We start from the raw sequence: 13,707 nt of genomic DNA on the forward strand, positions 1-13,707 counted from the left end.
AAGGCTCCATTTTGTGGTTTTGTTCAAGAAAGGGTCAGGCACCGGACAGGGCCAGCAGGGCGATTTCTCCCGGCCAGCGGGCGCGGAGGGTGTTGGCCGCGTGATGCGCGCGCAGGCCGGTGCGGCAGGCGAGCACGATGCGCGGTGTGTGTGGGGGCAGCGGCAGGTCCGGCAGCGCCTCGGGGGGGACATGGCGCGCTTGGGCTGAGAAGGGCGCGGGCGCTTCGGCGCGCAGGTCGATAACCATATCGCGCGGGGCGATCTGGCTCTCGGCGATGAAATTTACGGGCGACGCAGGTTCGGGAGCGCTGTCAAAGCGAAAGCCCGACATCCGCCATTGCGCGGCGTCCCAGATCATCAGCTGCCCGAGCGGAGAAGGCGACAGCCCCAGCAGCACCGACAGCGCCATCTGCGCTTGCGCCGCGCCGATTACTCCCACCACGGGGCCCAAAACGCCCGCCGTGGCACAGGTGGCCGCCGTCTGCGGCAAATCTGGGAAAACCGCGCGGAGAGAGGGGGCAGGCCCACAAAAGCCGCCAACATAGCCCGACATCCCAAGCGCCGAAGCCGAGATCAGCGGCTTGCCTTGCGCCAAAGACAGATCCGAAAGCGTCAGGCTGGCGGCGAAAGTGTCCGCGCAGTCGAGGGCAATATCGCACTCCGCCAGCAATCCGGGGGCGTTGGCGGGGGTAAGCCATTCGGCACGCGGGGTGAGCGTCACCTCCGGGTTCAGCGCCGCCATCGCCTCTGCCGCGGCGGTGACCTTGGGCCTGCCGATATCGCCCATTTGGTAGAGCGGTTGGCGGTGCAGGTTACTCTCGGCCACCACATCGCCATCGACCAGCGTGATGCGCCCCACACCGGCCCCGACGAGGTATTGCAGCACCGGCACCGCCAGTGCCCCGGCACCGACAACGAGCATACGCGCGGCGGCAAGCCGTTCCTGCCCCTCGGCACCGACCTGCGGCAGAATGGTCTGGCGGGCGTAGCGGCTCATGCCGTCACCTTGAGCCATTCGCGCATCCGCGCGTCGGGGTCGGCGTTCAGTGTGATATCCGTGACCGCCGCCACCGTGTCGGCCCCGGCGGCAAAGGCCCCCGGCGCACGGGCGACCGACATGCCGCCGATGGCGCAAAGCGGGATGTCTCCGATCCGCGCCTTCCATTCGGTCAGCCGATCGAGGCCCTGTTCGGTCCATTTCATCTTTTTCAGAATGGTCGGATAGACCGGACCAAGGGCGATGTAATCGGGGGAGAGGGCCAGCGCGCGGTCAAGTTCGGCGTGGTCGTGGGTGGAGAGGCCCAGTTTCACTCCCGCGCGCCGGATCGCGGGGATGTCGGCTGTGTCCAGATCCTCTTGACCCAGATGCAGCCATTCGGCCCCCAGTTCAATCGCCAGTTCCCAATGGTCATTCACCACCAACTGCGCGCCGTATTGGCGGCAGAGGTCAAGCGCGGTGGTGATCTCGGTCCGCAGCAGGTCATACGGCGCGTCTTTGATGCGCAGCTGCACCAGTTTCACGCCCAAGGGCACCGCCCGCACAACCCATGCAGCACTGTCAAACACGGGATAAAAACGCGGCAGGGTCATAGCCAAGCCTTTCCGATCACGGGGCTGGAGGGCACCGCCATATCGCGCTGGCCCATCGGGCCGGAGGCGGCGGCAAGCGCGCCCGCGCGGCAGGCCAGCGCAAAGGCCTCGGCCATGGCGGCGGGGTTGCGGGCTTCGGCGACGGCGGTGTTGAGGAGCACCGCGTCGAACCCCATCTCCAACGCCTGCGCGGCATGGCTGGGCATGCCAAGGCCCGCATCGATCACCATCGCCACCTCCGGAAATGCCGCCCGCAGGCTGCGCAGCCCGTGCAGGTTGTTCAGCCCCAGCCCTGACCCAATCGGCGCGCCCCAAGGCATCAGCACCCGGCAACCCGCATCGACCAGCCGCCCGGCCAGCACCTGATCCTCGGTGGTGTAGGGAAAAACCTCGAACCCATCGGCGCAAAGCGCCTCGGCGGCCTCAACCAAGCCGAAGGGGTCAGGCTGCAGGGTGTCGGCATGGCCGATAACTTCCAGCTTAATCCAATTGGTCCCGAAATACTCCCGCGCCATCTGTGCCGTGGTGATCGCCTCCCGCGCCGAATGGCAACCGGCAGTGTTGGGCAGCAGATGCACGCCGAGCCCGCGCACCATATCCCAAAACGCCTGACCCGCACCCTGTTCGCGGCGCAGGGAAACGGTTGCCACCGGGGCGGCACTTTGGCGAAAGGCGGCCTCCATCACCGCAGGCGAGGGGTAGCGCGCGGTGCCCAGCATCAGCGGCAGGGGCAGAGAAACGCCGTAAAAGTCGCGCATCGCTTAGCCCCCCTGCATGGCGCTGAGCACTTCAAGCCGGTCGCCATCGCTCAGCGTCGTCGCGCCCCGCGCGCCTGCGGGGACGAAATTGCCGTTGAGTGCGGTGGCGACCTTGGCTTCGCCCCAGCCAAGCTCCACCAAGACCGCGTTAAGCTGCGTGGCAGTGACCTCACGCGCTTCGCCGTTCACTTCAATTTTCACGGAATAAATCCCCTGTTGTCGCTGTTGCAAGAAAGGCTGCGGCCTGTTCTGCCAAGGCCGGTGCCATGAGAAACCCGTGCCGAAACAATCCGTTAAGATGCAGCACTGCGCCGCGTTGCACGATGCCGGGAAGGTTGTCGGCAAAGGCGGGGCGCAGGTCGGCGCCCATCTCAATGATCTCGCCTTCGGCAAAGCGCGGGTCGAGCGCATAGGCCGCCGAGAGCAGTTCCAGCGCCGAGCGCGCGGTCATTTGGGCGCGACTGGCGCTTTCGATCTGGGTCGCGCCCAGCATATAAATTCCGTTCCCGCGCGGCACCACATAGAGCGGGTGGCGCGGGTGCAGCAGGCGGATCGGGCGGGTGAGGGTGATCTCAGGCGCGCGCAGCAAGATCATCTCGCCGCGCACCGCCCGCAGGCCGGGTAGGTCGGCGCTGGCGGCCATGCCACGGCAGTCGATCACCGGGCCTGCGACCTTGGATGGGGTGAGGGGCGTGGGCTCGACCTTCACCCCATGGGCGGCGAGCGTTTGGGTAAGATCATGCAGGGCTTGGCGCGGGTTCAGGTGCGCTTCCTCCTCAAAGAACAGCCCGCGCCGATGACGCCCGGTAAGCTCGGGCTCGGAGGCCGCGATGGCGTCGGCGTCGCAAGGGGTGTGGCCGTCGGTCCGGTCGGCGAACCGCTGGATTTCAGCGCGGTCCCGTTCCGGGGCGAGGACCAGCGTGCCCCTGTGGGTGACCTCGGTAATCTCAGACCAGAGCGCTGCCGCGCGCCGCCCGTGGGTCACCACCGCAGGCTCGCTCAGCGCGCCTTCGCAGAAGGGCGCGAGCATCCCGCCCGCCCACCATGAACAGCCATGCGGCCCGGGCGTGCCTTTGCGGTCGACGAGCCTTGGCCGCAGCCCCTGCGCCAGACAGGCCCGCGCGGCCCAAAGCCCCGCCACGCCTGCGCCGATGATGGTGACGTCACTCATGGGGCCAAACCGCGTGGAAATGATGCACCGGGCCGTGGCCACTGCCGATGTTGAGGGTGTCGGCAGCGGCAATGGCGCGTTGCAGATAGGCATGCGCAGCCTGCACGGCCTGCGGCAACGTTTGCCCCCGCGCCAGCCCCGCGGCGATGGCGGCGGAAAGGGTGCAGCCGGTGCCGTGGGTGTTGGCGGTGTGCTGGCGGGGCGCGGAAAGGCGCAGGGTTTCAGCCGCGGTGATCAGCAGATCGACGCAGGTCTCCCCCTTGCCATGCCCGCCCTTCATCAGCACCGCGCCGGGACCGGCCGAGAGCAGGGCGCGGCCCTGTTCCAGCATGGTGGCCTCATCGGTGGCTTCCGGCCTGTCCAGCAGCCGTGCGGCCTCGGGCAGGTTTGGCGTTAGTACATGGGCCAAGGGCAGCATCCGGTCACGCAGTGTCGCCACCGCCTCGGCAGAGAGCAGCGTATCGCCGGATTTTGCCACCATCACCGGGTCGAGCACCACAGGCGCGGCGCAGCCCGCCAGCCCCTCGGCCACGGCGGTGATCGTTTCAGGATCGCCCAACATGCCGATTTTCACCGCACCGATCGCCAGATCGTCAAAGACCGCCGCCATCTGCGCCCGGATCATCGCGGGAGAGATCATCTCGACCCCGGTCACCGCGCGGGTGTTCTGGGCTGTCACGGCGGTGAGCACGCTGGCCCCGTAAACGCCAAGTGCGCTGAAGGTCTTCAGATCGGCCTGAATCCCCGCCCCGCCGCCGCTGTCGGACCCCGCAATCGTCAGTGCTTGAAACGCCATTTGGCCCCCATGTGTTAGATGGGCCAAGGGCGTGTGGATACGGGATAAACGACGGGCCGCGTGGGGCCGATGCTTGGTTCCGTTCCCTACGCCGGTACGACCCGGATCAGGTTCGATGGGTCGGTTTTCACCTCTCAGCCTTGCGGCACCCCAACGGATTGCGGGCAGGCTAGCGAGGCGGGCTGGCAGGGTCAACTGGTGATGGTTAATTTATGAGTTGTCGTTCTGTATCAACTATTTGCGAGTCACACTTCATCAAATACATGAAGATTCGTTAATGAAAATCCCGCGACTTCGGGATCACACGCGCGTCGCGCGGATGGCTATGCATCGCCACCTGACCGGGCAGCGGATGGGTCGGGTGATCACCCCGCGTGGTGATGCCGGGCATCGGTGCGTCCGACAGCGATGCAAGCCTGTCAGAGCGGTCCTTAAGCCGGTCGGCCACCACATGGATCACCCGCCCGTCGGTCTGCACGCGCCCTTCGACCACCAGCAGCCGCGCGGCCATGATCGTGGGGCGGTAAAGCTTGAACATATTGGGCCAGATCACGAGGTTCGCCACGCCGCATTCATCCTCCAGCGTGATGAAACAGACCCCCTTGGCGCTGCCCGGCTTTTGCCGCACCAGCACCAGCCCGGCGAGCTTGACCCGCCGCCCGTGGCCCATTCGCCCCAAATCGCGGGCCGAAGCAAACCCCTGCGCGGCGAGGCTGGAGCGGTAAAAGGACATCGGATGCGCCTTCAGCGACAGGCGCAGCGTTTGGTAGTCGGCCACGACCTGTTCGGCCTTCGGCATCACCGGCAAGGTGACCTCCGGCTCCGGCCCCTGAGCCGCGGCCTCCGCATGGTCAAAGATCGGCAAGGCGGGCGCGTCGCGCAGCCCTTGGGCCTGCCACAGCGCCTGACGTCGGTCGATCCCCATGCTGCGCATCGTGTCGGCGGCGGCAAGCTGGCGGATCGCCTTGGCATCGAGCCCGGCGCGAGACTTGAGGTCTTCGACATCCGCAAAAGGCGCCTCGCGCCGGTCCATGATCCGCGCGGCGGCTTTCTCCTGCAACCCGTCCACCATGCGCAACCCCAGCCGCAGGGCGAAACCGTTGCCACAAGGCTCCAGCGTGCAGTTCCAGTCGGAGTAATTCACATCAACCGCGCGCACCTCGACCTGATGCTCGCGGGCGTCGCGCACGATCTGGGCGGGGGCGTAAAACCCCATCGGCTGCGAGTTCAGCAGCGCGCAGGCAAAGGCCGCCGGGTAGTGGCATTTCATCCAAGACGAGACATAGACCAGCTTGGCAAAACTCGCCGCATGGCTCTCGGGGAAACCATATTCGCCGAACCCCTTGATCTGGTCAAAACAGCGCTGCGCAAAGACCGGGTCATAGCCGCGGTTGGTCATCCGGCCCACCATCTTGTCTTGTAGCTTTTCAATCGTCCCGCGCGAGCGGAAGGTGGCCATGGCCTTGCGCAGCTCATTGGCCTCGGTCGGGGAAAACTGTGCCGCGTCGATGGAGATTTTCATCGCCTGTTCTTGAAAGATCGGCACGCCCAGCGTCCGGCTGAGGATGCTGAACAACTCGTCCTGCGGATAGGCCGGGCCGGGGGCGGGGTAGACGACGCTCTCCATCCCCTGGCGGCGGCGCAGATAGGGGTGGACCATGTCGCCTTGGATCGGGCCGGGGCGGACGATGGCGACCTCGATCACCAGATCATAGAACACGCGGGGGCGCAGCTTCGGCAGCATCGCCATCTGCGCGCGGCTTTCGACCTGAAACACGCCCAGACTGTCGCCCCGGCAGAGCATGTCGTAGGTGGGTCGCCCGGTGGCGTCGTCCTCGTGATCCTCCACCGGGACCGTGGCCAGTTCCAGCGGGCGGTCGTAATGCGCCTCGATCAGATCAAAGCATTTGGCGATACAGGTGAGCATACCAAGCGCGAGGATATCGACCTTGAAAATTTGCAGCGCGTCGATGTCGTCCTTGTCCCATTCGATGAAACTGCGCTCGGGCATGGCGCCGTTGCCGATGGGGACGATCTCGGTCAGGGGGCGTTCGGTCAGGATGAAGCCGCCGACGTGCTGGCTCAGGTGGCGCGGCATGCCGATCATCTGGGAGGCCAGTTTCAGCACCATGCGCAGATAGGGATCTGACAGGTCCAACCCCGCCTCGCGGGCGCGGTCATCGTCCATCTGGCCCTCGAAACTGCCCCAGATCGTGCCCGCGAGTTTTGAGGTCACGTCTTCCGACAGCCCCATCGCCTTGCCGACCTCGCGAATGGCCGAGCGTGGGCGGTAGTGGATCACCGTGGCGCAGAGCCCGGCGCGGTGGCGGCCATATTTGCCGTACATGTATTGGATGACCTCTTCGCGCCGCTCATGCTCGAAATCCACGTCGATGTCGGGCGGCTCATCGCGTTCCTCGGAAAGGAACCGCTCGAACAGCAGGTTATGCACCGCCGGGTCGACCGAGGTGATGCCGAGGCAGAAACAGACCGCCGAATTGGCCGCCGAGCCGCGCCCTTGGCAGAGGATCGGCGGCTCAGCTTCCTCGCGGGCAAAGCGCACGATGTCGTAGATGGTCAGGAAATAGCGGGCGATCTTTTTGGCGGAGATGAGCGCGAATTCCTTTTCGATCGTTTTGATCACCGCCTCGGGCACGCCTTGCGGGTAGCGCCGCGCCGCGCCCTCCCATGTGAGGCGGGCGAGTTCCTCCATCGGGCTGCGGCCTTCGGGGACGATCTCATGCGGGTATTCGTAAGCCAGATCGGTGAGGCGAAAGGTGATCCTGTCCGCCAGACGCCGCGTCTCGGCGATGGCATGGGGCCAGTCGGCGAAGAGGCGCAGCATCGCCTCGGGCGATTTCAGGTGCCGTTCGGCATTGGCGGCCAAGAGATAGCCCGCCTTGGGCACGATCACGCCTTCGCGGATCGCCACCATCACATCCTGCAAGGGCCGCCGGTGGCGCGCGTGGTAGAGCACATCGTTGGTGGCCAAAATCCTCAGCCCATGGGCGCGGGCCAGTGCGTCCAAGCGGTTGATCCGCGCCCGGTCATCGCCACGATAAAGGAAGCTTGCGCCCACATGCCGCATGTCCGGCAGTGCTTTCACCAGACGCGGCAGGCCGGCGGCAAAGACATCAAGGTTTTCGGGTGGCATGAGGATGAGGTGCAGCCCTTCGGCATGTTGCGCCAGCATCTCCAGCGTCAGATGGGTCTCACCCTTTTGCTGCCATTCGCCGTCCACCGATTGCATCTTGCCCGCCGACAGCAGCGTCGAGAGCCGCGCATAAGCGGCGCGGTCTTGCGGATAGGCCAGCAGTTCGGTCCCACAAAGCAGCACCAGACGCGCGCCGATCAGGGGGCGGATATGCGCCTTTTCCGCCTCCACATGTAGCCGCACCACGCCCGCCAGCGTGTTGTGGTCGGCGATGCCGAGGCTGTCATAGCCGTGGTGATAGGCCATCTCGATCAGATCCACGGCGTCCGAGGCGGCGCGCAGGAAGGAAAAGCAACTGGCCAGCCCAAACTCCACGTACTCCGCCTGCGGCGGGTCGGCAAAACCGTCTTCGCCCAAGGTGCGGCGCTTATGTCCTTCCTGCTCGGGCATCAGGCAAAGAGCCCATGCAAAAACCAGCGCGGCTCGGCCCCGCGACCGTCATAGATCACCCCCTCGCGGTAGAGCCAGAAACGCTGGCCGCCCTGGACCTCGACTTTGTAGTAATCGCGCAGCCGGGTGCCGGGGCGGTCGCACCACCATTCCGGCGCGATGCGTTCCGGCCCGGTGTGGCGCATGGTTTTATAGGTGACGCGCCGCCAGTTGAACTGCGAGGGCGGGCCTTCGGGCACGGCATAGATCACGCGCACCTCCTCGGCGGGGGTCAGCAGACGCAGCGGACGGTCGCGCAGCAAGGCGGGTGCGGCTGTAGGCGTGCCGTGCAGGGCGTCGACACGTTGCTCCACCCGTTCGGGCTTATGGGTCTCGCGCCACTGCGGCCAGTTGACCTTGTCCGCGCCCAGCTTCGCGGCGAGCCGGTCGAGCAGCCCGGCCACATCCGCCGAAGGGTCGCGTTTGCCGTCGAGGTGGTCTTGCATCAGCGGCAGCGGTTCGCTGGTCAGCGCCTCCAACGTCAGCAGGTCAAAGCCGAAGCCGCTGTCGATGTTTTCCAGTTTGCCGTCGAACAGCCTGCGCAGATGCGCGGGGTCACGGCTGGCCCGCGCCGTGGCGACCCCAAGCGCGCGCCAATCGCCGTCGATGCGGTAGATGGTCAGGCGCAACCGCCGCGCGCCAAGCTCGGCGCGGGCCAGAAGGGTGCAGAGGTCATCGACCAGCGCGGGCAGATGCGGGGCGGGGTCGATCACCGGCTCAGGCAAGCGGCTGCGGGTTATGAAATGGCGGTGGTCCGGCGGGGCGTTCAGCGGGTCGGGGGCCTTGCCGAGAGCTTTGTCGAGCAGGATCAGCGGGTTGCGATCGGGCTTGAGGCTGGCAAAGCGCCGCATCAGCGCGGCGCGGGGCAAGTCGCTCAGCGCGCCGATGGTCTTGAGGCCAAGACGGTCCAAGAGCCGTGTGGTCTGCGCATCCAGCCGCAGGGCGGCGACGGGCAGGGGGGCGAGGGCGGTGGCCACGTCCTCAGCCCCGCAGATCTGCGCGCCGGAGCCGAAGCGTGCCAGTGCCTGCGCGGCACCGGGAGTGGGGGCCATGGCGACCCGCGCGGTCAGCCCCTGTAGCGCAAAACGGCTGCGGATGTCGCGCAGCATGGCGACCTCTCCGCCGAACAGATGGGTGCAGCCGGTCACGTCCAGCAGCAGGCCATGGTCCTGATCCCGCGCCGTCCAAGGGCACCAGCGCCGCGCCCAATGCACCAGCCGTTGGATCAGCGCCTCATCGCCCTCCAGATCGGCGGGCTCGACATGCAGATCGGGGTGGATCGCTTGCACATCGACCACCCGCGCGCCCGCCTCGATTCCGCGCATCGTGGCGGCAGCGCTCAGCCCATGGACCACCGGCCCATGGGTTCCGTCGCGCGACAGGACGACGGGCACCTCATCCCCCGGAACGCTGCGGTATTGGGCGATCACCCGGCGCCACCGCTCCATCGTCAGCATAGGGAACCAGACGGAGACGATCCGCGGCGCGGGGGCTTTGGCTTTTGTCGGGGTCATGGGCAGCCACCCAACGCCCCGGCGCATGGCCACGCGCGCGAAACAGTTCCAAATCCCAGCGGGCTGCGCCGGGGGCCTGTGCATCGTATGGATGGGCCTGAGAGGGCAGCGAGGAAATGCGCCACCGCATCCGCGCCGCGCTCAAGCCGCCGGGATCGCCGCTGCGAATGAGATAGAGCGGCACATTTGAGGCCTCGGCCCGAAGCGAGAGCCGTTTGGTGGCGGTGAAATCCAGCACCTCCGGCCCGCCGTGCACCTCGCCGATCACGGCAGAAAGCCCCGCACAGGCGGCCCCTTCCTCCATCGTCCAAAGCACGTCGCGCGGGTGGTTGACGGTGACCAGCAGCACCGGTTGTTCCAGCCCGAAACCGCGCAAGCTGGGCGTATAGGGTGCCCCATTCTCGCGCCGCGACAGAAAGTCCTGCACCCAAAGCACCGGCCCCTTGCCACGCGGCAAGAGCGACAGCACGAAGGCACTGGCCGGGGCCGTGGCGAAGGCCCCCGGAAAGACATCCGTCAGCGGCGCGTGTGCTGCCAGAACCCCCGGTTCGGGGGGTGTCGACGGCAGCCGCCGCGGCAGGGTAAGGACCTGCCCATATGTAGAATCGGTTGTCATGCACGACTCCATATGTTCACATTTTGTTCTGGTTATAAATCATCAATTGCGGTGCTGTCAAAGATCCTGTGGCCCTTGCCGGACGCGGGCAAAACCGCATCTAATGGGCCAAGATGACGGCAAGGGGGCCAACCGATGTGCAATCTCTATTCCCTGACCAAGGGGCAGGCCGCGATCCGCGGCTGGTTCGACGGCATCGACGACCAAACAGGCAACCTGCCGCCGATGCCCGGTATCTACCCCGACTATGCCGCCCCGGTGGTGCGCCACGGCGATGGCGGTCCGGTGCTGGAGATGATGCGGTGGGGGATGCCCTCTCCGGCCTTCGCGCTCAAAGGCAAGAAGACCGACCGCGGCGTGACCAACATCCGCAACATCGCCTCGCCCCATTGGCGGCGCTGGCTGGGGGGCGAGCATCGCTGCGTGGTGCCCTTCACCGCCTTTTCCGAACCGCTGAACCGCCCCGGAGAGCGCTCGCGCCCGGTCTGGTTCGCGCTTGGCGAGGACCGTCCGCTGGCCTTTTTTGCGGGCGTTTGGACCGAATGGACGAGCGTGCGCAAACTGAAGGACGGCGAGACCACTGATACCCTCTATGGCTTTCTGACCACCGAAGCCAATGCCGAGGTCGGGGCCGTGCACCCCAAGGCGATGCCGGTGATCCTGACCAACCCCGACGACGTGCAGCGCTGGCTTACGGTTGAAACGGCCGAGCTGCCCAGCCTGCAACGCCCCTTGCCGGACGGCACGCTCCAGGTCATCGACCCCGAGGATTAAGCCGCCTCTGCCATCATCCGTGCCGCCATCGCCAGATCGGAGCGGAACTGCGCCGTGGCCTCTTCGCGCAGCGCCGGATCCGGCACGCGCAGCAGATAGGACGGGTGCAGGGTGATCAGCACCGGGATGCCTTCTGGCCCCGTCTCGATCGTGCCACGGCGTTTCAGGATGCCCGTGCCCTTGCCCGTCAGGCTTTGCGCCGCTGTGGCGCCCATGGCGAGGATCAGCTTGGGCTGCACCTGCGCCACCTCGGCGTTCATCCACCAGCGGCACTGGTCGATCTCGGGCGTCTCGGGACGCTGGTGAATGCGGCGTTTGCCGCGGGCGGTGAACTTGAAGTGTTTGACGGCATTGGTGACGAAAGCCGCCTCGCGGTCGAGCCCGGCCTCGGCGGCCACGCGGTCGAACATCTGTCCGGCTGGGCCGACAAAGGGACGGCCCGCGAGATCCTCCTGATCGCCGGGTTGTTCGCCGACCACCATCAGATCGGCACGGGCGGGGCCTTCTCCCGGCACGGCTTGGGTCGCATGGCAATGCAGCGGGCAGCGGGTGCAGGCGCGGATCGCGGTGGGCAGGTCCTCCATCGGGCCGTCCCAAGCGGATGAGAAGGCCGAAAGCTGCGCCTGCACGCGGTCCATGCGCACCGGCGGCAGGGTTGGTGCTGCCTCGGCCATGGCGCGGGCGCGGGCGGGGGCCTCGGCGATCATCTGGGGGATGAAGGCGGCCTCGGGCATGTTTTTCCAGTATTTCTTGGGCATCTCGGACTGCATCGCCTTCACCATCAGGCGGGCGGGGTTAAAGATGTTCTGGAAGTAGGTGATCCAAAGCTGCTCGCCCGCGTCCTCGGGCAGGTCGGGCTTGGCGTGGCCCTCTTGGAACGTGAGTTTGCCGTTCTCGAAAATGGCCGAGACATCGGGCGTCAGGATACGCCAATCCATGTCGGAAAATCGCCGCACGAAGAAATCCGCCGTGGGCTCCACCGTGTGATGCGTCGGCTCGAACCACGCGGCGAAGCTGCGGCGCGGGGCATCGGGCGCGCCGATCTCGCGGAAGCGGACGAAGGCCTTCATCTTGTGTTGGCAACGGCGGACGTTCTTCTCCATCCCGCGCAGCACGGCGAGGTCGGCATCGCCCCGGTCCGACATCAAATGCGGCGCGTCTTTCACGCGCCAAAGAAAGGCATAGAGCCGCGCGAAGCGTTCGGGGTCGCTGTGCCAGACGGCGGTTTCGGCCATGGAGACAAAACTGCGCGGGACCGAGACCTGTCCGCCTTTTGGCGACACAGTCTCACCGCCGAACAGATCGGGCGCGGCAGCATGGTCGCCCCAGAGGATTTGCTCGGGCGAGACACCGGCCGCGAGAAAGCCGCGTGCCGCCTCGCGCCATGCTTTCGCAGCGCCGATCGGGGGCAGGGAGACGCGGTGCATCAGAACAGGGTCAACTGTTCGGGCGGCGGCGCGAAACGTGCGCGCAGGTCGGCGCTGTCGGTCAGCCCACCGGGCGACCAGCCGCCTGCCGTTACAAAGGCGCGGGCCTTTTTCATCGAGGCGCCCATGCGGGTCAGGTCTTCGTAGCGCAGGGACCGATGGCGTCGGGCGGCGAGGATGCGGGTCACCGTTTTCACGCCAAACCCCGGCACCCGCAGCAGCATCTCGCGGCTGGCGCGGTTCACATCGAGGGGAAAATGTTCGCGGTGCACCAGCGCCCAAGCGAGCTTGGGGTCGATTTCAAGATCAAGATTGCCGTCGCGGGTGACGGAGGTGATCTCGTCCAACTGGAAATCATAGAAGCGCAGCAGCCAGTCGGCCTGATAAAGCCGATGCTCGCGTTGCAAGGGCGGGCGGATCAGCGGCAGTTTGGCGGAACTGTCGGGGATTGGCGAGAAGGCGGAATAGTAAACGCGCTTCAGCTTGTAGCTGGAGTAAAGCCGCGTCGATTGCCCCAGCACCGTGGCGTCGTTCGACCCATCCGCGCCGATGATCATCTGGGTGGATTGACCGGCGGGCGCAAAACGCGGCGGGCGCTTGCCGGAGAAGGATTTCTCTTTGCTGGCGTCCTTGACCATCCGCACATTGGCCATGGCGCGGCGGATCTGCTCGGGCTTTTTCTCCGGCGCATATTGCTGCACCGCGGTGTCGGTGGGCAGTTCGACATTGATCGACAGACGATCCGCCAGACGGCCCGCTTCCTCGATCAACTCAGGGGAGGCATCGGGGATCGTCTTGAGGTGGATATAGCCGCGAAAGTTCTCTTCGTGCCGCAGTTTGCGGGCGATCTGCACCATGTCCGACATCGTCGCATCGGGGGAGCGGATCACGCCCGAGGACAAAAACAACCCTTCGATATAGTTGCGGCGGTAGAACTCGATGGTGAGCTTAACCACCTCATCCACGCTGAACCGCGCCCGGTCGACGTTCGAGGACACGCGGTTGATGCAATAGCTGCAATCGTAGATGCAGAAATTCGTCATCAGGATCTTGAGCAGGCTGATGCACCGCCCGTCGGGGGCGTATGCGTGGCAGATTCCGCTGCCTTCGTTTGAGCCCAGCCCCTTACCATCGCGCGAGTCGCGTTTGGTCGAGCCGGAGGAGGCGCAGGAGGCGTCGTATTTCGCCGCGTCGCTGAGAATCGCCAGTTTTTGATCGAGTGTCTGTTTTGCCATGCGTTCTATATATGTTCTCATGGCTAGGGTGTCATTAAACTATCTTAATGCCGCGACAATCTGCGCAGGGCACCGCCTGTGCGATGGCGCGGGCAGGGGGTGAGAGTTTAAATTGACGTAGCGAAATCTTGTCGCTACGAATTACATGCAGATACATATTATGCATATGCATGCGAGAGCACC

The 13,707-nt window shown here is 65.8% G+C and carries 12 protein-coding genes and 1 riboswitch; of the genes, 1 reads left to right on the plus strand and 11 read right to left on the minus strand.

The window, feature by feature from the left end; genetic code table 11:
- Positions 1-34 precede the first annotated feature (34 nt).
- From B5M07_RS07205 to B5M07_RS07245, 9 genes are all read right to left on the minus strand, one after another.
- Entirely contained in the window at positions 35-997 is a 963-nt protein-coding gene (locus B5M07_RS07205) for a HesA/MoeB/ThiF family protein (protein WP_205570911.1), read from the minus strand.
- Entirely contained in the window at positions 994-1,590 is a 597-nt protein-coding gene (locus B5M07_RS07210) for a thiamine phosphate synthase (protein ID WP_120350799.1), read from the minus strand. Before B5M07_RS07210 ends, B5M07_RS07205 begins: the two co-directional genes overlap by 4 nt.
- Entirely contained in the window at positions 1,587-2,348 is a 762-nt protein-coding gene (locus B5M07_RS07215; protein ID WP_120350800.1) for a thiazole synthase, read from the minus strand. The genes B5M07_RS07210 and B5M07_RS07215 overlap by 4 nt, the downstream gene beginning before the upstream one ends.
- Positions 2,349-2,351: 3 nt before the next feature.
- Positions 2,352-2,549, minus strand: coding sequence for a sulfur carrier protein ThiS (gene thiS, locus B5M07_RS07220; protein ID WP_120350801.1), 198 nt, complete (start codon positions 2,547-2,549; stop codon positions 2,352-2,354).
- Positions 2,539-3,519: an FAD-dependent oxidoreductase gene (locus B5M07_RS07225; protein WP_120350802.1), complete on the minus strand. Its 981-nt coding sequence runs from the start codon at positions 3,517-3,519 to the stop codon at positions 2,539-2,541. Before B5M07_RS07225 ends, thiS begins: the two co-directional genes overlap by 11 nt.
- Entirely contained in the window at positions 3,512-4,315 is an 804-nt protein-coding gene (gene thiD, locus B5M07_RS07230) for a bifunctional hydroxymethylpyrimidine kinase/phosphomethylpyrimidine kinase (RefSeq protein ID WP_120350803.1), read from the minus strand. Before thiD ends, B5M07_RS07225 begins: the two co-directional genes overlap by 8 nt.
- 66 nt (positions 4,316-4,381) lie before the next feature.
- Positions 4,382-4,478, minus strand: a riboswitch (TPP riboswitch).
- Positions 4,479-4,589: 111 nt separating this feature from the next.
- Positions 4,590-7,919, minus strand: a complete 3,330-nt coding sequence (locus tag B5M07_RS07235) for an error-prone DNA polymerase (RefSeq protein WP_120350804.1) — start codon at positions 7,917-7,919, stop codon at positions 4,590-4,592.
- Entirely contained in the window at positions 7,919-9,406 is a 1,488-nt protein-coding gene (locus tag B5M07_RS07240; protein WP_120352185.1) for a Y-family DNA polymerase, read from the minus strand. Before B5M07_RS07240 ends, B5M07_RS07235 begins: the two co-directional genes overlap by 1 nt.
- Positions 9,354-10,088, minus strand: a complete 735-nt coding sequence (locus B5M07_RS07245) for an ImuA family protein (RefSeq protein WP_254693977.1) — start codon at positions 10,086-10,088, stop codon at positions 9,354-9,356. The genes B5M07_RS07240 and B5M07_RS07245 overlap by 53 nt, the downstream gene beginning before the upstream one ends.
- A 135-nt stretch (positions 10,089-10,223) precedes the next feature.
- Between B5M07_RS07245 and B5M07_RS07250 the strand changes: the two genes are divergently transcribed.
- Positions 10,224-10,862 (plus strand): SOS response-associated peptidase, encoded by a 639-nt coding sequence (locus B5M07_RS07250; protein WP_120350806.1) that lies wholly within the window; start codon positions 10,224-10,226, stop codon positions 10,860-10,862.
- Here B5M07_RS07250 and B5M07_RS07255 read toward each other — a convergent pair.
- Positions 10,859-12,289, minus strand: coding sequence for a UdgX family uracil-DNA binding protein (locus tag B5M07_RS07255; RefSeq protein WP_120350807.1), 1,431 nt, complete (start codon positions 12,287-12,289; stop codon positions 10,859-10,861). The genes B5M07_RS07250 and B5M07_RS07255 overlap by 4 nt on opposite strands.
- Positions 12,289-13,524, minus strand: a complete 1,236-nt coding sequence (locus B5M07_RS07260) for a putative DNA modification/repair radical SAM protein (protein ID WP_120350808.1) — start codon at positions 13,522-13,524, stop codon at positions 12,289-12,291. The genes B5M07_RS07255 and B5M07_RS07260 overlap by 1 nt, the downstream gene beginning before the upstream one ends.
- Between the last annotated feature and the right edge of the window lie 183 nt (positions 13,525-13,707).

Source organism: Sulfitobacter sp. D7, from assembly GCF_003611275.1.
Lineage (GTDB): Bacteria > Pseudomonadota > Alphaproteobacteria > Rhodobacterales > Rhodobacteraceae > Sulfitobacter > Sulfitobacter profundi.

What these genes read in the sequence shown, in the direction of transcription:
- B5M07_RS07210 (WP_120350799.1), bottom strand. Translation starts at nt 1,590, where the DNA reads ATGACCCTGCCGCGTTTTTATCCCGTGTTTGACAGTGCTGCATGGGTT.
- thiD (WP_120350803.1), bottom strand. Translation starts at nt 4,315, where the DNA reads ATGGCGTTTCAAGCACTGACGATTGCGGGGTCCGACAGCGGCGGCGGG.
- B5M07_RS07205 (WP_205570911.1), bottom strand. Translation starts at nt 997, where the DNA reads ATGAGCCGCTACGCCCGCCAGACCATTCTGCCGCAGGTCGGTGCCGAG.
- B5M07_RS07250 (WP_120350806.1), top strand. Translation starts at nt 10,224, where the DNA reads ATGTGCAATCTCTATTCCCTGACCAAGGGGCAGGCCGCGATCCGCGGC.
- B5M07_RS07240 (WP_120352185.1), bottom strand. Translation starts at nt 9,406, where the DNA reads ATGGAGCGGTGGCGCCGGGTGATCGCCCAATACCGCAGCGTTCCGGGG.
- B5M07_RS07255 (WP_120350807.1), bottom strand. Translation starts at nt 12,289, where the DNA reads ATGCACCGCGTCTCCCTGCCCCCGATCGGCGCTGCGAAAGCATGGCGC.
- B5M07_RS07235 (WP_120350804.1), bottom strand. Translation starts at nt 7,919, where the DNA reads ATGCCCGAGCAGGAAGGACATAAGCGCCGCACCTTGGGCGAAGACGGT.
- B5M07_RS07225 (WP_120350802.1), bottom strand. Translation starts at nt 3,519, where the DNA reads ATGAGTGACGTCACCATCATCGGCGCAGGCGTGGCGGGGCTTTGGGCC.
- B5M07_RS07245 (WP_254693977.1), bottom strand. Translation starts at nt 10,088, where the DNA reads ATGACAACCGATTCTACATATGGGCAGGTCCTTACCCTGCCGCGGCGG.
- B5M07_RS07260 (WP_120350808.1), bottom strand. Translation starts at nt 13,524, where the DNA reads ATGGCAAAACAGACACTCGATCAAAAACTGGCGATTCTCAGCGACGCG.
- B5M07_RS07215 (WP_120350800.1), bottom strand. Translation starts at nt 2,348, where the DNA reads ATGCGCGACTTTTACGGCGTTTCTCTGCCCCTGCCGCTGATGCTGGGC.